Below are 15,076 nucleotides of genomic sequence, written 5' to 3'. Positions count from 1 at the left end.
TTTGGCGGTCATAACCTTTTTGTGAGGTTTGATGGTATTAAATGTATTTAAAATTGTTTTGTCTAGTATTATTTGCCACTAATATATATAATATCTAGTAATAAACGGGAGGGGAGAGAGGACTATTGAACGGTTTTGATGAACGTATTCATGAATCATTGGACATTCTTATAGAAAACGAAACATTACTTGGTGATGAGCTTAAATTGCTGTTAAAAAGTTTTCTAGAAGAGAAAACTGCCGTAGGTTTTTCTTTTGGTAAGTTATGTTTTTTGCATTATGAAGCATTTTCGGATGGCATAAATGAAGATATCTATAAAGTAGCTGCAGCAATTGAACTTCTAATATTGTCTTTTGATATTATCGATGATCTGCAAGATAAGGATTCAGACTATATTTGGAACAATACACCTGAGCTATCATTAAATGTTGCCCTAGCAATGCTGATCATGGCCTCTAAAGCAATAAATGAAACGTCATTTGAGCATAAAAGCGCTGCTATAAGACTACTTGAGAAATACGCCTTAATGAGCATTAGTGGTCAACAATTAGACTTACTTAATATTTGTCGTGATGAGGAATCTTATGTCCAAATGATTACTCAGAAATCGGGCTCTTTAACAGCGATGGGTTGTTTAATAGGCGAGGTGCTTGCAAAGGGGGAAGTTACGAAAGAAGTAGAGGAATACGGGAAATACATAGGTATTATCCAACAAATTAAAAATGACATTCAAAGTTTGAAAGTATGGGGCCCTAAAAATGACCTGCTAAATAAAAGATACTCCTTGCCTATTATTTATCTCTTATCAAAGAAAAATGATGTTTCAAATTCTGTTGCCAGCTATTATAATGATGATATAGTTACAGTTTTGGATAATAAAGCAACAGAAAACGAGTTGACAAATGGTGGGGCAATACGTTATGCCATTACGATAAAGAATATTTACAAGTTTAAAGCGCTGAATTATCTAGAAAATGTAGCTTTAAATAACCTAGGTAGAGAGTATCTAGAAAAACTATTGAGATGAGGAGAGATTAAAATGATTAATGTAATCCAGTATTTAGAGCAAAATCCTAGCCTAGTTGCACTATTAAAGGAACAAAAAGCCGCATTAATTGGTGTCTCATCTACAGAACAAAAAGCAATTTTAGAATCGTTTAACGGTGATATGAATGCAGAAAGTGAAATTTGGAACTAAAAACATTGCGTAATAAATTATTTTGGCCTGCTATAATTCTCTATTTAATTATAGGTCTGTATTTAAATTATGTGAATTATAGCGCGCCGTATATTGAAATAGAGGTAGAAAAAGAAGATGGAAAGTGGCTAGTAACAAGACTGTATTATAAAGACTGGGCTAATAGGCAAAATTTATCCATTGGCGATGCCATTTTAACTGTAGATAAGCGTCCAATTGACTCTTTTGATCAGCTAAGGTATAAATCTAGAATACTATCTGCCAATGATTTAACCATAATGAAGCCCAATGGAGATTTAATTAATATACATATTAAGCATTTGGACATCCCTCAGCAGTTTATCTATGTATTAATCATACCAGCTTGTTATTATTTACTAACGTTATTTGTTGCGTTCTACTTACATTTTAAACAAAGGAATTCAAAGTTAGTAGACTTACTTATTCTTTTTGTATTATCTGTTTCATTAGCATATGTAAGTAGCGGTGTCTCTGGCAGGTTAGATGCTATTGGAATTATTGTAAATCGTAGTAGTATGCTGTTATGTTTAGTCGTCTTATTACATTTTTTAAGAAATTATTATTCATTTGTGAAAACAAATTGGATGTTTACCAATAATATCAGGCTCTTTTATATACTTCCTATATTCGCTTTTATACTAGGGTTAATGGGCACTATTTACCCTACTGCTAACGATATTCTTTCAAATATTGTATTAGCTATGTTTCTAATTCTCCTTGTGATTATCCTTAGTATTTTATTAATAAGCTATTTCAAATATAGCTCACCTCAGTTGAAAATTTTCTTAAATAGTATTTTAATACCGTTTCTACCGTTCCTATTTTTATATGCACTCCCAAAAGTACTTTTTCATACGTACATTCTTTCATCTGAGATTAGCTCATTATTTCTATTGCTTATCCCTTTTAGCTTTATCTTTACACAATTAGCAGAAAGGTTATTTGATATTGAGTACCATATTACAAGATTACGTTATTACGTTATTTTTTCTTTAATCTTTACAGTATGGTTTACTGTGGGACTTTATTTTATTGCTGGTCAGTATTTAACAATGACTGCTGTATCAGGGGTTGCTTTCTTTACATTTTCCTCATTAGTTATCCTTTTTTATATAAAAGAAAAGGTCGATTATCGAAAACGGAAGATACTATTTTCGACGAAGGGTGATTATATTCATCAACTATATACTGCTGTGGATAAAATCAGTAAGACCATTAAAATTGACGAGCTCTTAGAAAAATTTGCTTATGAGGTTTCTATGCACCTTGAGCTGGAAGATGTTTTTGTCCTAACATATAACTATGAAACAAATGAATTCATGACAGTTGCTGAGGAAAATTTCACGATCCATCCTGATACAATGGAAGAAATAAGGTTAGGAGAAATAAGAAAGGTTGACAAGGTTTATGTAGCCTTTCTTCATCAGGATGCACGATATAAGAGAGCTTTAGTGCTAGGGCATAATAATACGATTCATTTAAAAGATGAAGAGCTTTTATGGCTTGAGTTACTCCTATTGTATGTAAATAATTTTATTGAAAATACAAAGATGGTAGAAGAACTATTAGAGGAACTAAAGCATATGAAGCAAGCTGACGATGGTCAATTACCATGGCTGAATAAGCTATTATGGATGAGATTCGAAGAAGAAAAGTATTTGCTAGCCCAAGAGTTGCATGACACCAATTTACAGGAACAACTCCATATAGCCCGAGAGGTGGATGTCCTAGTTAATGCAAAAGATACAACGAATATGCAAGAAAAGCTGGCAGAGATTCATAAACAAATGATTACCTCTCTACATGAATTACGTACCTATTGTGAAAATCTAAAGCCGCCGTTACTAGACACACTAGGTTTAAACGCAGCATTGGAAAAATTAATAAGAAAAGTTCAGGAGAGGGCTAACTTTTTGTTAATTTATACGATTGATCGTCTCTATTTAGAGGATGAGCGTATGAATTTAATGATCTATCGATTGTTTCAAGAGCTACTGAATAATGCTTTAAAACACTCTTATGCAACTTCAGTTGAGATTCATTTAAAAGAAAAGAATGATGGCTTTGAAATTGTATATATAGATGATGGTGTAGGATGTAACGTGGAGGATATAATTGTAGCAGAGTCGATGGGTATTCGAGGTATGCAGGAGCGTGTGAAAGCATTTAATGGACAATTTTATATTGACTCAAACGTCAACAGAGGAATGGCTATTAGAATAATTGTGATAGAAGGGAGTGAAACACATGATTACGATGCTCATAGTGGATGATCACCCTATAGTGTTAGAAGGAACTAAAAATTTATTTCAAGACAATGAAGATATTATTATTGATACTGAAAGTGATGCTACCTGTGTCATTCAAAGAATAAATAATAAGCCATATGATATCTATTTAATCGATATCAATATGCCTTTAGAAAATGGAATTAACTTAGCTCGTAATATTAAAGCCATTCAGTCAAATGCTTCCGTTATTCTCTATACAGGAGATGATATCACGGATTATTATCCACTCATTTTAGAAAGAAAAATAGAAGGAATTTTAGCTAAAACTGCCTCTAAGGAGCAAATTTTAAGAACAGTAAGAGCGATTGCAAATGGTGAAATTGTTTTACCTAAAAACTTCTTAGATTTTCTGGATGATAAATTTAAACTGCAGGATGCTAAAGATATTCATTTAAATGAAAAAGAAAAGAAAATATTAAGACTAATAGCGGAGGGGCATACGAATAAAGCCATTGCTATTGAACTCAATATTCCACAGCGCACAACAGAGAGATATTTAACTCAACTTTTTTCTTTGTTAAATGTAGATTCACGAACAGAAGCTGTGAATCTTGCTGAAAGAATGAATTTACTCTAATTTCGTACTATGCTATACTGTTGGTATATTTTTCAATAAAGAGGGTACTTATTGAAAATAAATAACCAACTCTTAACTTAGTAAAATAAATCCAAAATTCTATGTAAAATAGCCTATAGTATAAGGGAAACACCGCCAAAAAAGTGGCGGTGTTTTTCTATGTCCGCCAAATCACGCCAAAAATTGACCTGAATCACGCCAAAAAATTGGCGTAAACCCGAAGTTGAAAATACGGTATAACAACTGGTACGCTTAATTTAACCGTGGTTAAGTAGATTTGCTATAGTAAGTAATATACAAATGATTTTATTAATAAAGCAGCCTGACTATCTATGAATAAAGTAACGTTAGTAGATTGTAGAATGTTACTAGCTAGTCAATATACTTCACCATAAAACTTTATAAAGGTAGGCGTGTATTGTGAAAGTAGAACTTGAAAATTTGTTTTCCATAGATGAAACTAGTGAAGATCAAGTTATTAACGTTTATAATCGTCATGGTATTGCTATTGGTGCGCCTGAAATTAGAAAAAGAAATTTAAAAACAAAATTTAATCCCATTTTTACACTCAACGAAGATGTAACATACGAGAAGGTTACAGCGTTGTACGAATCCTTAGAACGTGAATTTGGTATTGTGTCAATAGGAGAACGTTTTTATTTTGAATTTTCAGATATTGAATATGAAAGGGCACCTTTATTTACTTTAAATTCAACAGGGAATTCTCCAGAAATGTTCTTAGAAGACAAAGGGACACTCTTCTCTTTAAGTACCCATTGTAAATGTTGCGGTCTTATGGATAAAGAGCAGTTATCACCAATAGTAATTGATACAACGCAGATGAAGGATAGACATTTGGTCCATGTAAATGGTTATTGGGTAGCCTCTGAGGAACTGGTGTCATTAATGAAAAAGGAAAATCTAGAAGGCTACGAGCTTTTGGAAGTTATCCATCAAGGACCTGAAGAAGGAAAACAACCAGCTTATCAAATCATTCCTAGACAAATGCTACCTGAAAGTAGCAAGGACAGAGTGAAATTATACTTTGCCACTGAACAGCCTCCATGTAGCTGTGGTTTAAATGGAGTAATCACTGGCCCTGATACTTATCATCATGAGGATTTAAAGGATTTAAAAGGTGATGTGTTCTACTCAGCTGAGTTTAGTCATGATGGATTATATCTTTATAGAAAGACATTGTTTAGTAGAAGATTTAGAGAAGCTATTATAAAAAATGGTATTTCTCGAGAAGTAAGAGGAGAGAAAGATCCAAACTTTGGTCCTACAGATTGGCTGTTTGATCCGGTATTAATCAAGTAACCAAAGTTGGAACAATAAAAGGATAAGGGAGTGTTTAGGATGTTTAGAAAAATACTACCTATAGTAGCCATTTTATTTATTGTTGCCTTAGCAGTTTCCGATTATTTTCACAGACAAGATGAAGAATCAATCATGATTTATCAAGAATACAAGAATATAAACCTTTCTTAATGCGAAAGCCTATATTTTCACTTAGGAAGAACGTATTTGTGTTATGATGTGAAGAACATAGCATAAATGTTTTAGAGGTGAAAGTATGAAAAAATGGGCTTATCCATTAGCAATTTTAACATTAGTTATCTTTATTGTTTTAAGAGCAACTTATCAAAAACCGTTTATGAATACATTTGATGCGAAAGTGGCAGATATTTTTTTAGGTAATCGGTTTATCGAGTTCTTTCATTATATAGGGGAGCCCAAATTTGTTGTGATTGTGGCAGTAGTGTTAATCGTTTATTTAGCATGGAAGGTAAAAAATTATCGAGGTATGCTATTTGTTGTGTTAACGTTTGCTGCGGGCAACGTATTAAATCAATTACTAAAGAAATGGGTTCAACGACCACGACCAGAACTGGAGGATCAACTGACATCCTTTAGCTTTCCATCTGGACATGCTATGACAGGTATTTTGTACTTGTTCACAACTGCTTATCTTTTAGCTGAAAATAATAGTAAGAGCCGGAAAATCCTTTTATGGCTTGCAGCAATTATACTTATGATACTTATCGGACTATCACGTATTGCTGGAGCCCGGCATTTTGCTACAGATGTGCTTGCTGGGTGGTGTATGGGCTATACATGGTTTGTCATCTGTGTCATTTGGTATGAACGTCGTAAACGAAACTTTCAATTGAATCATAAATAAACATGTAAGCAGTATCATTCAATATTTGTGTGAATTGATACTGCTTTTTTATGTTCTATTGGGCCTTAGTAAAGAATGATATTCACCTTATAAAAAAGAATTGCGTATAGGAAACTTCTACGTTAAGATGAGTACAATAAGAAAAAGAGAAAAGGAAGAAGGGAATGGACGGAAATGTTTTACTGGCATTGGGATTGACTCTTTTTGCCGGGCTTGCAACGGGTGTAGGTAGTTTAATAGCATTTTTTACATCACGTACAAATACAAAATTTTTATCATTAGCATTAGGTTTTTCAGCAGGGGTCATGATCTATGTTTCCCTAGTAGAGATTTTTGTTAAAGCTAAAGATGCTTTAACCAATGCATTAGGCACAACAAATGGCTATTGGATGACAATCCTCGGTTTTTTTGGGGGGATGTTATTTATTGCTTTGATCGATAAATTTATTCCTAAAGCGACTAATCCTCATGAAGTAAAGCTAGTTGAAGATGTCAATGCGATTAAACCAAAGGTCAATGAAGATCATTTGATGAAGATGGGGATATTTACTGCTCTCGCTATTGGCATTCATAATTTCCCAGAGGGGATCGCCACATTTATGTCAGCTATTAATGACCCGAATGTTGGGATTGCCATTGCCATTGCGGTAGCCATTCATAATATTCCAGAGGGCATTGCTGTATCCGTTCCAATTTTCTTTGCAACGGGTAATCGTCGAAAGGCTTTTAAATTATCCTTTTTATCAGGATTAGCAGAGCCTGTCGGTGCATTAGTAGCATTTTTGCTTCTTATGCCATTTTTAACGGATGTAATGTTTGGTATCGTCTTTGCAGGTGTTGCTGGAATAATGGTCTTTATTTCATTAGATGAATTATTACCCGCAGCGCAAAGATACGATGAAACACATTTGTCGATGTATGGTTTAGTAGGGGGAATGGCGGTCATGGCCATTAGCTTAGTGTTATTAGCATAATAAGTAGAAAACAAGAGAGCCATCTTAGTAAAAGTGGCTCTCTTGTTTATTCTCACATTAAATAGTGGGAACAGTGTTTGTTGAATCCAGAAGTTCTTGGACAATGTGTAAACAATCATGGAAAGTAGTAAAAGGTTTATAAGGAACATGAAGCTCCTCACAGCGCTGGATAAGGTGGTCTCTAGCAAGGACTATATCGGCTAGTTTGGCTGCCTCGAAATCAGATAAAGAATCACCAATCACAATTTTATAATGATCTTCTGTAGCAACCTTCCGCATAACGCTAGGCTTGCAGCAGCCGCAACCTTGCGTGCTAAATTTAGTACATGCCTCGTCACAGCTATTTGGATAAATCAGCTCTATCTGATCACCAGAAAAATCTGCTTTATTACAGTAAATACCTGAAAACGGCCCATATTTCTCAACTAAAGGTTTAATGAAAAAATCAACCCCACCACTTACAATATAAAATGGAATATTGTTGTCTTGGGCATAGCGAACAAATTCGCCAAAGCCTTCACGGATGACCGCAGAATTCATAAGGTACTGTATTACATCATCCTTTTGTTGAGTAGAAAGTAAACGAAACATAGCTGAAAGCCCATCTTTAAAGGAAATTGTTTGCTCCATCATAGCTTTGGCAATTTTCTCAGATTCCTCGGGTACAAATTCAGTCATAAGTGAAAAGATATTATCAGTTTCTGTTATCGTGCCATCGAAATCACAGAATATTATTGGTTGCAAGATAGTTCCTCCTTAGAAACATAAGTTCCTAGTAATCTATAAATGTCTAACCTTATACTTCTATAATATTAGTTTTAACCATACTTCCTTTCAAGAAAAAACGCCTACTATTATAGTAGACGTTTCTTCCAATTATCTATTAACTTGTACACCATGTTCATCGGCTTTTGTCAAAATAACCTGATGTTCAGGGAATTGCTCTTTCATTAAATGAACGAAGTCAGAGGCAATAGCCGAGGGAATGATTGAAATCATTGTTGGACCCGCTCCGCTTAATGCTGTTCCATAGGCACCATTAGCTTTTGCAGCTGTACGAATTTCTGCATACGCAGGAATAAGCTTTGCGCGAAACGGTTCATGGAATAAGTCTGCTTCCATATAACGACCAGCACGCTCGAAGTCCCGTGCCATTAAGGAAGCTGCTAACATATTCGCATTTGCAGAAGCACGGACTGTATAGGATCGATTCAATTGTTCTGGTAAAACAGAACGGGACTCACTCGTTTTTAGTTCAACATCTGGTACATATACAACAAAGGATGCATCGATATCATTAATATGAAATGTATCGACTAGGCCGTTATCGTCCATAGAGGATATGGTTAATCCCCCTAAAACAGAAGCGGTTGCGTTATCTGGATGCCCCTCAATTTGTGAGGATAGATTGAGTTTATCTTGAGTAGTTAAATCAAGCTCACATACTTGGTTAGCAAGCTCAATACCCGCAACAATAACAGCTGCACTACTTCCGAGACCACGTGCTAACGGGAGTTCACTAGCCATTTCAACACGACAAGCAGGTAGTTGTTGACCGTATTGTTGGGCGATTTTTTTAGCAATGACGTATAGTAAGTGTTCTTCTAGCTCAAACTCTTTAGGACCATTATCATCAAGATGAATAATATCCCAATGATCTTGTAAAGTCACGGTAAGTTTTAAGTAAAGAGACAAGCCGAGTCCTATTGAATCAAAGCCGGGACCTAAGTTGGCTGTGCTTCCAGGAACTGAGATTTGCCACGTTTTACTCATAGTACACCCTCAATATATGCACGAATTTCTTCTTCATCATTTTTGAGGGATACAACTTCGACAGAAGAAACATTCATTGCAGTATCAGGATCTTTTAGCCCGTTACCTGTAAAGATCGTTACAACTTTAGCGCCCAGTGGAATTTTTCCACTTTCTACGGACTTAATAACACCTGCTAAAGAAGCAGCTGAACCTGGCTCAACAAAAATACCTTCTGTACTTGCAATTAATTTATAGGCAGCTACAATTTCTTCATCTGTAACCGAATCAATCATACCACCAGATTCATCGCGAGCTGCTTCTGCCAATTTCCAACTAGCCGGATTACCTATTCGAATGGCTGTTGCTACTGTCTCTGGGTTTGCAATCGGTTCGCCTTTGACGATTGCTGCGGCACCTTCAGCCTCAAAGCCATACATTTTTGGTAGACCGCAATCTTTTGCAGCATGATATTCTTTAAAGCCTTTCCAGTATGCTGTAATATTCCCTGCGTTCCCAACTGGAATACACAAATAATCTGGTGCTGAACCTAAGGCATCTACAATTTCAAAGGATGCTGTTTTTTGACCTTCAATACGATATGGATTTACCGAATTTACAAGTGCAACAGGAGTTGTTTCACTCACCTGGCGAACGATATTAAGAGCATCATCAAAGTTACCATCTATTTCAATGATTTTTGCACCATACATGGTAGCTTGTGCTAGTTTACCAAGAGCAACTTTCCCTTTAGGGATGACAACGATTGATTGAATACCAGCACGTGTTGCATATGCAGCGGCAGCAGCCGAAGTGTTTCCTGTAGAAGCGCAAATAACACATTGACTTCCGTCCTCAATAGCTTTTGCAACTGCAAACACCATTCCTCGGTCTTTAAATGATCCAGTCGGGTTTGCACCTTCAATTTTTCCATAAAGCTCAATACCTAGTTTCTTTGATAAATTCACTAAATGTATAAGAGGCGTATTGCCTTCGTTTAAAGTTAAAGCGGGTGTATTTTCAGTTACGGGTAAAAATTGTTTATATTCTTCAATAAGGCCTTTCCACATAACGTTACGATCTCCTTTTGTTCTTATAGAAAGAACAGTTGTTTTTGTATAAAAGACATTTTAACGCAAATTGCACTATTATTTCAATAGCATTTCGTTAATTGTCGAAACAATTCGGTAATTTGAATTTTACTTGTCACTTTCTTGAAACAACTGTATAGTAATCTTGTAATGTAAAGTCAAGTGTAAAGACAGGTGATTAGGATGACAATAAATACAGCCGTAACAAATAGACCTCAACAACCCATTTCAAGAAATAAGCTTTTGGGTGTTGCAGGGGTAGGGTGGCTCTTCGATGCAATGGACGTTGGTATATTATCTTTCGTCATTGCAGCGTTAGCAGCAGATTGGGGACTTACACCAAGTCAATCTGGCTGGATTGGTAGTATTAATTCAATCGGGATGGCAGTAGGGGCTCTCTTTTTTGGGGTATTTGCTGATAAAGTAGGACGGAAACAAATTTTTATGTGGACACTTGTTCTCTTTTCTGTTGCAAGTGGTTTGTCTGCTTTTACTACGTCATTAACTGCATTTTTAATTTTGCGCTTTTTAGTTGGGATGGGTCTAGGTGGAGAATTGCCCGTTGCCTCTACATTAGTATCTGAAAGTGTAGCAGCAAAAGAAAGAGGGCGAGTAGTTGTTTTACTAGAAAGTTTTTGGGCAGCAGGATGGTTAATTGCAGCGCTTATTTCGTATTTTGTCATTCCTACATGGGGGTGGCGAGTGGCATTGATACTAACAGCGCTTCCAGCATTTTATGCTATTTATCTTCGTTGGCATCTGCCTGATTCACCTCAATTTACTGTGAAGGAAGAATCTAAAAAAAGAAGCATTAGCCAAAATATGAAAGAAGTTTGGTCGAAGAAGTATGCTAAATCGACATTGATGCTGTGGATTTTATGGTTTACAGTTGTATTCTCCTATTATGGTATGTTTTTATGGCTTCCAAGTGTAATGGTTGGAAAGGGCTTTGATATGATTACAAGCTTTAAATATGTTTTGATCATGACATTAGCTCAATTACCAGGATACTTTACAGCAGCTTGGTTTATAGAAAAATTTGGACGCAAATTTGTCCTTGTTTCTTATCTAATTGGTTCCGCTGTGAGTGCATTAATTTTTGGGAATGCAGATACTCTTGCCATGCTGTTAACTTCGGGTATGTTTTTATCTTTCTTTAACTTAGGAGCTTGGGGAGCATTATACGCTTATACACCGGAGCAGTATCCTTCTATCATTCGTGGAACAGGTGCGGGAATGGCGGCAGCAGTAGGGAGAATAGGTGGTATTTTTGGTCCATTGCTTGTTGGTTTTCTATTAACAGCAGGGTATGACATAGGTTTCATCTTTGCTATCTTCTGTGGAGCAATCATTATTGGCGTTGTGGGTGTTATCTTCCTTGGGAAAGAAACGAAGCAACTTGAATTAGAATAGACATGAAATTGAATGTTCTGGATCTGAATAATGGATCCAGGACATTTTTGTCTTTATTCGCTAGTTTAAGAAGTAAAAATGAGTATTTATTAATTTTTATTTAATTTAACTAAATTATTTGTTAAAATGACAAATCAATAAAAAAGTTAAATTATAAACTAAATTGCTATATTAGCAGGTTAATGCGATAAAGATTTTTCAGAAAAGTCATTGTATTCAAATTGTAATCGTGATACTGTATTTTTAATCGAATTTTGAGCCAGTAGGAAACAATCTCCCATTCGTGATAAGGTCATTGAAAGAAAGGTTGTTAGGAATGAGTATTCATGAGGATATAAAGAAAAGGTTTGTAAGGCTGTCAAAGGGTCAACGCAAAGTAGCGCAATTTGTAATGGATAATCCCACTACTGTTATTGCTAATGGGGCTGCAGAGGTTGGCAGACTTGCTAATGTAAGTGAATCTACAGTGATTCGTTTTTGTTATGCCATGGAATTATCAGGGTATGTAGAACTTCAAGAGGAAATAAGAAATGATATCATGTCTCAAAGTGTAGGAACTAACCTACAGCCTACATATATTGCTAAAAAGCTGACCAATTCTAACTTTGGTAAGATTATGCATCGAGATAGCCAACATATTCAAGAAACAATTCAGCTAATTAACGAGCAACAAATTCAAAAAAGTTCAAAATGGATGCATGAAGCAGATAATATCTATATTCTAGGTACCTGTCATCATGCATCTGTGGCGAATTGGCTTTCAAACACATTAAAAACGTTACGTACAAATATTAAGCAACTTCGTTTGGACTCGGAGGAGCTAGTTAATCAAATGAATAGCATGGGCGAACATACGACTTTAATTGTGCTATCTTTTGATAAACAAATGAAAGATATTAAGACAATTATTGAAATTGCAAAGATAAAAAAGGTGAAGATTATTGCCATTACCGGTTCTGCATTTTCGCCTATTCGGGAATATGCTAGTGCATTATTTGCTCTTGGCACAAATAATCATTCTTCGCTAGACATCGCTCCTGTGTTATTTTCTTTCTTGCATGCACTGATAGAGGAAATGATAAGTCAGGACAAGGGGCAGTATGAAAAATATCAGCAATCCTATGAGCAAGTGGAAAATAATGTACTGTTTTTAGATACTGTTAGAGAGAAACAGGTTTTTTAAGGGAGACAACGCATAGATGGTGTGTAACAACACACAAGTCTATGCGTATTTTTTTGAGAAATTAAAAAAGATGTCCAAATATGATTTAGACATCTAGGAAAAGTGAATTATAGAATTTTACTTAAGCAATATTCGTTAACATAAGTATTATTTAATTTAATAGCATTTTGTCGAATGCCTTCTTGTTGGAATCCTAGCTTTGTAAAAAGATGTAGAGCCACATTGTTATGCTCCATAACCGTTAATTCTAAACGAGAAATATCACGTTGTTTAGACCAATTTTCAACAGCCTTCATTAGTGCTGAGCCAATGCCCTTTTGTTGATGTTCTTCCTTCACAGCTAGACGAATAGAGGCAACATGTCTCACTTTTGATTGTTTATACCCATGTACGACAGCATAGCCTGCAAATATCCCATTTAAAACACAAAGTAGAATTGTACGATTTTTTAGTTGCTTCCAATAGGCTAAATTTTTACGAAGTTGTTGAACAGTTAGGTCTAGCTCATTTTGAACATTATACATGAAGTCAGTTTGTTGGAAAATCTCCTCTTGTAAATGAATGAATGAACGAGCATCGGATGCTTCAATCCCTCTAATTATGTATGCTGAAGGGTTTTCCTCATTGTTAGCAGTATTGTTTTCAGTAGTCTTCATTTGAGTGCGAGAGAAAGTGACACTAGTACCTAATTTAACATCAATGACATAATAACCTGCATTTGTCCATGATAAATAATGTGAGAGAGGGGGCTTCGTTTTTTTCCACCAGCTTTTATTTAAGTAGGCGGCGTTTGGTAGTGCTTGTCCCATAATGTTTTCTAACTCACTAAAGGATAAAGTGATTTCTTGTTGTAAAGCTACTTCAAAATAGTTTGCTAAAGGAATGTACTTTTTTTCCATCTTCTTTGTCATCGTAATCCCCATTTCCTGAATATCCAATAATATAGACTATCTGATGATAGCATAAAATTATGATGACTTAAATATGAAAACACAACTAAATATCTATGTAAACTATATATTTTTAAAAAAAGATATATTTTTACTATTGAATGTTAAAAAAAGGCTGGTAAAAATAGATAATAGTATAAGAGGATTTAATCGCCTTTGAATTGTACATTACAGGTCAAGGGGGTTATAATCTATCTATCCTATTCGAAAAGTAAGTTTTTAAACGTTTAGGATTATTTTTCTATAGTAAATTTTAGACAGAACGATTGTAGTCTGAGACAAATTGTACCGGTTTTGAGAGAGTTTTTGAGAGATCAGATAGTAAACAACTGTCCAAGATAGGACACCGGCTTTGGGGAATGTGGACCCTTATTTTGCAGAGGCATTAATGGATTCAAAGTTTGACTTTATCGCTTATAAGGCTATAAAGTATGATAAAATAAAATACAAATGTAAGTGCTATTTTAGGAGGAATTGATTCAATGAGTAAAGTATTAGTTTTTGGACATAAAAATCCAGATACAGACACAATCACATCTGCTATTGTATATGCCTATTTAAAACAACAAATTGGTGAGGAAGCTGAGGCAGTGCGTCTTGGAGATGTTAATAATGAAACTCAGTTTGCATTAGACAAATTTGGTTTTGAGGCACCTCGTTTAATCACATCTGTAGTAGGGGAAGCGGACAAAGTAATTCTTGTTGACCACAATGAGTTCCAGCAATCTGCAGACGGTATCGAAGAAGTACAAATTACAGAAGTAATCGACCACCACCGTATTGCCAACTTCCAAACAGCTGATCCATTATATTATCGCGCTGAACCTGTCGGCTGTACGGCTACAATTCTAAACAAAATTTTCAAAGAAAACGGTGTTGCAATACCTGCAAACATCGCTGGTTTAATGTTATCAGCAATCGTTTCTGATACATTACTTTTTAAATCACCAACTTGCACAGAACAAGATGTTAAAGCTGGTGAGGAACTAGCTCAAATTGCAGGGGTGGATGCTGCAGAATATGGATTAGCGATGCTGAAAGCAGGTGCTGATTTATCTGATAAATCTTTAGAAGACCTATTATCATTAGATGCGAAAGAATTCCAATTTGGCGAATACAAATCTGTTGTGGCTCAAGTCAATGCAGTTGATATTAACGATGTCCTTAATCGCCAAGAGGAGTTAGAAATCTTATTAAATAAAAATGTTGCAGAAAACGGCTTAGATCTATTCTTCTTCGTTGTTACTGACATTTTAAATAACGATTCAACAGCTGTTGCCATTGGACAAGTAGCTGAAGTGGCTGCAAAAGGATTCGGTGCTGAGCTTATCAACAATCGTGTTGTATTACCGGGTGTTGTGTCTCGTAAAAAACAAATTGTACCTGTATTAACAGAAGCTTTAAAATAATATATATAAAAGAGGTTGTCTATAAAGACAG

At 35.3% G+C, this 15,076-nt stretch carries 15 protein-coding genes; 11 read left to right on the top strand and 4 right to left on the bottom strand.

Features of this window, described 5'->3' with window-relative positions; translation table 11 throughout:
* Positions 1 to 125 precede the first annotated feature (125 nt).
* From MKY49_RS20610 to zupT, 8 genes are all read left to right on the top strand, one after another.
* Positions 126 to 1,028, top strand: a complete 903-nt coding sequence (locus MKY49_RS20610) for a polyprenyl synthetase family protein (RefSeq protein WP_312506980.1) — start codon at positions 126 to 128, stop codon at positions 1,026 to 1,028.
* A 12-nt stretch (positions 1,029 to 1,040) separates the two neighbouring features.
* The gene (gene comX, locus MKY49_RS20605; protein WP_274794730.1) at positions 1,041 to 1,199 is read left to right on the top strand and encodes a competence pheromone ComX; all 159 of its coding nucleotides are present in this window, start codon (positions 1,041 to 1,043) and stop codon (positions 1,197 to 1,199) included.
* Positions 1,200 to 1,204: 5 nt separating this feature from the next.
* Positions 1,205 to 3,493, top strand: coding sequence for a sensor histidine kinase (locus MKY49_RS20600; RefSeq protein WP_341387003.1), 2,289 nt, complete (start codon positions 1,205 to 1,207; stop codon positions 3,491 to 3,493).
* Positions 3,468 to 4,088 (top strand): response regulator transcription factor, encoded by a 621-nt coding sequence (locus MKY49_RS20595; protein WP_274794728.1) that lies wholly within the window; start codon positions 3,468 to 3,470, stop codon positions 4,086 to 4,088. Before MKY49_RS20600 ends, MKY49_RS20595 begins: the two co-directional genes overlap by 26 nt.
* Positions 4,089 to 4,508: 420 nt before the next feature.
* Positions 4,509 to 5,408 (top strand): hypothetical protein, encoded by a 900-nt coding sequence (locus MKY49_RS20590; protein ID WP_274794727.1) that lies wholly within the window; start codon positions 4,509 to 4,511, stop codon positions 5,406 to 5,408.
* Positions 5,409 to 5,447: 39 nt separating this feature from the next.
* Entirely contained in the window at positions 5,448 to 5,579 is a 132-nt protein-coding gene (locus MKY49_RS20585) for a hypothetical protein (protein ID WP_312506977.1), read from the top strand.
* An 85-nt stretch (positions 5,580 to 5,664) separates the two neighbouring features.
* Positions 5,665 to 6,273 (top strand): phosphatase PAP2 family protein, encoded by a 609-nt coding sequence (locus MKY49_RS20580; RefSeq protein WP_274794724.1) that lies wholly within the window; start codon positions 5,665 to 5,667, stop codon positions 6,271 to 6,273.
* A 164-nt stretch (positions 6,274 to 6,437) separates the two neighbouring features.
* The gene (zupT, locus tag MKY49_RS20575; protein ID WP_274794723.1) at positions 6,438 to 7,247 is read left to right on the top strand and encodes a zinc transporter ZupT; all 810 of its coding nucleotides are present in this window, start codon (positions 6,438 to 6,440) and stop codon (positions 7,245 to 7,247) included.
* A 57-nt stretch (positions 7,248 to 7,304) separates the two neighbouring features.
* Here the strand turns inward: zupT and MKY49_RS20570 are convergent, their stop codons facing one another.
* The 3 genes from MKY49_RS20570 to thrC all read right to left on the bottom strand — a co-directional run bounded on the left by MKY49_RS20570 (position 7,305) and on the right by thrC (position 10,069).
* On the bottom strand, positions 7,305 to 7,991 hold the full coding sequence (locus MKY49_RS20570; protein WP_312506976.1) for a 2-hydroxy-3-keto-5-methylthiopentenyl-1-phosphate phosphatase: 687 nt from the start codon (positions 7,989 to 7,991) through the stop codon (positions 7,305 to 7,307).
* A 132-nt stretch (positions 7,992 to 8,123) separates the two neighbouring features.
* Positions 8,124 to 9,020, bottom strand: a complete 897-nt coding sequence (thrB, locus tag MKY49_RS20565; RefSeq protein WP_274794721.1) for a homoserine kinase — start codon at positions 9,018 to 9,020, stop codon at positions 8,124 to 8,126.
* A complete protein-coding gene (gene thrC / locus MKY49_RS20560; protein WP_274794720.1) occupies positions 9,017 to 10,069 on the bottom strand; it encodes a threonine synthase in 1,053 nt (350 codons plus the stop codon). The genes thrB and thrC overlap by 4 nt, the downstream gene beginning before the upstream one ends.
* A gap of 204 nt (positions 10,070 to 10,273) precedes the next feature.
* On the opposite strand from thrC, the gene MKY49_RS20555 reads away from it, so the two are divergent.
* Entirely contained in the window at positions 10,274 to 11,503 is a 1,230-nt protein-coding gene (locus MKY49_RS20555; protein WP_341387000.1) for an MFS transporter, read from the top strand.
* 316 nt (positions 11,504 to 11,819) lie between these two features.
* Positions 11,820 to 12,686, top strand: coding sequence for a MurR/RpiR family transcriptional regulator (locus MKY49_RS20550; RefSeq protein WP_341386998.1), 867 nt, complete (start codon positions 11,820 to 11,822; stop codon positions 12,684 to 12,686).
* Between the two features lie 107 nt (positions 12,687 to 12,793).
* Here MKY49_RS20550 and MKY49_RS20545 read toward each other — a convergent pair whose 3' ends face one another.
* Positions 12,794 to 13,597, bottom strand: a complete 804-nt coding sequence (locus MKY49_RS20545; RefSeq protein WP_274794717.1) for a GNAT family N-acetyltransferase — start codon at positions 13,595 to 13,597, stop codon at positions 12,794 to 12,796.
* A 521-nt stretch (positions 13,598 to 14,118) separates the two neighbouring features.
* Between MKY49_RS20545 and MKY49_RS20540 the strand changes: the two genes are divergently transcribed.
* Positions 14,119 to 15,045, top strand: coding sequence for a manganese-dependent inorganic pyrophosphatase (locus MKY49_RS20540; RefSeq protein ID WP_274794716.1), 927 nt, complete (start codon positions 14,119 to 14,121; stop codon positions 15,043 to 15,045).
* The last annotated feature ends 31 nt before the right edge of the window (positions 15,046 to 15,076 follow it).

This window comes from Lysinibacillus sp. FSL M8-0134, from assembly GCF_038069745.1.
Classification (GTDB): domain Bacteria; phylum Bacillota; class Bacilli; order Bacillales_A; family Planococcaceae; genus Lysinibacillus; species Lysinibacillus irui.
Note: the sequence above shows the minus strand (reverse complement) of the source record. Positions and strands in the feature narration are given on the sequence as shown.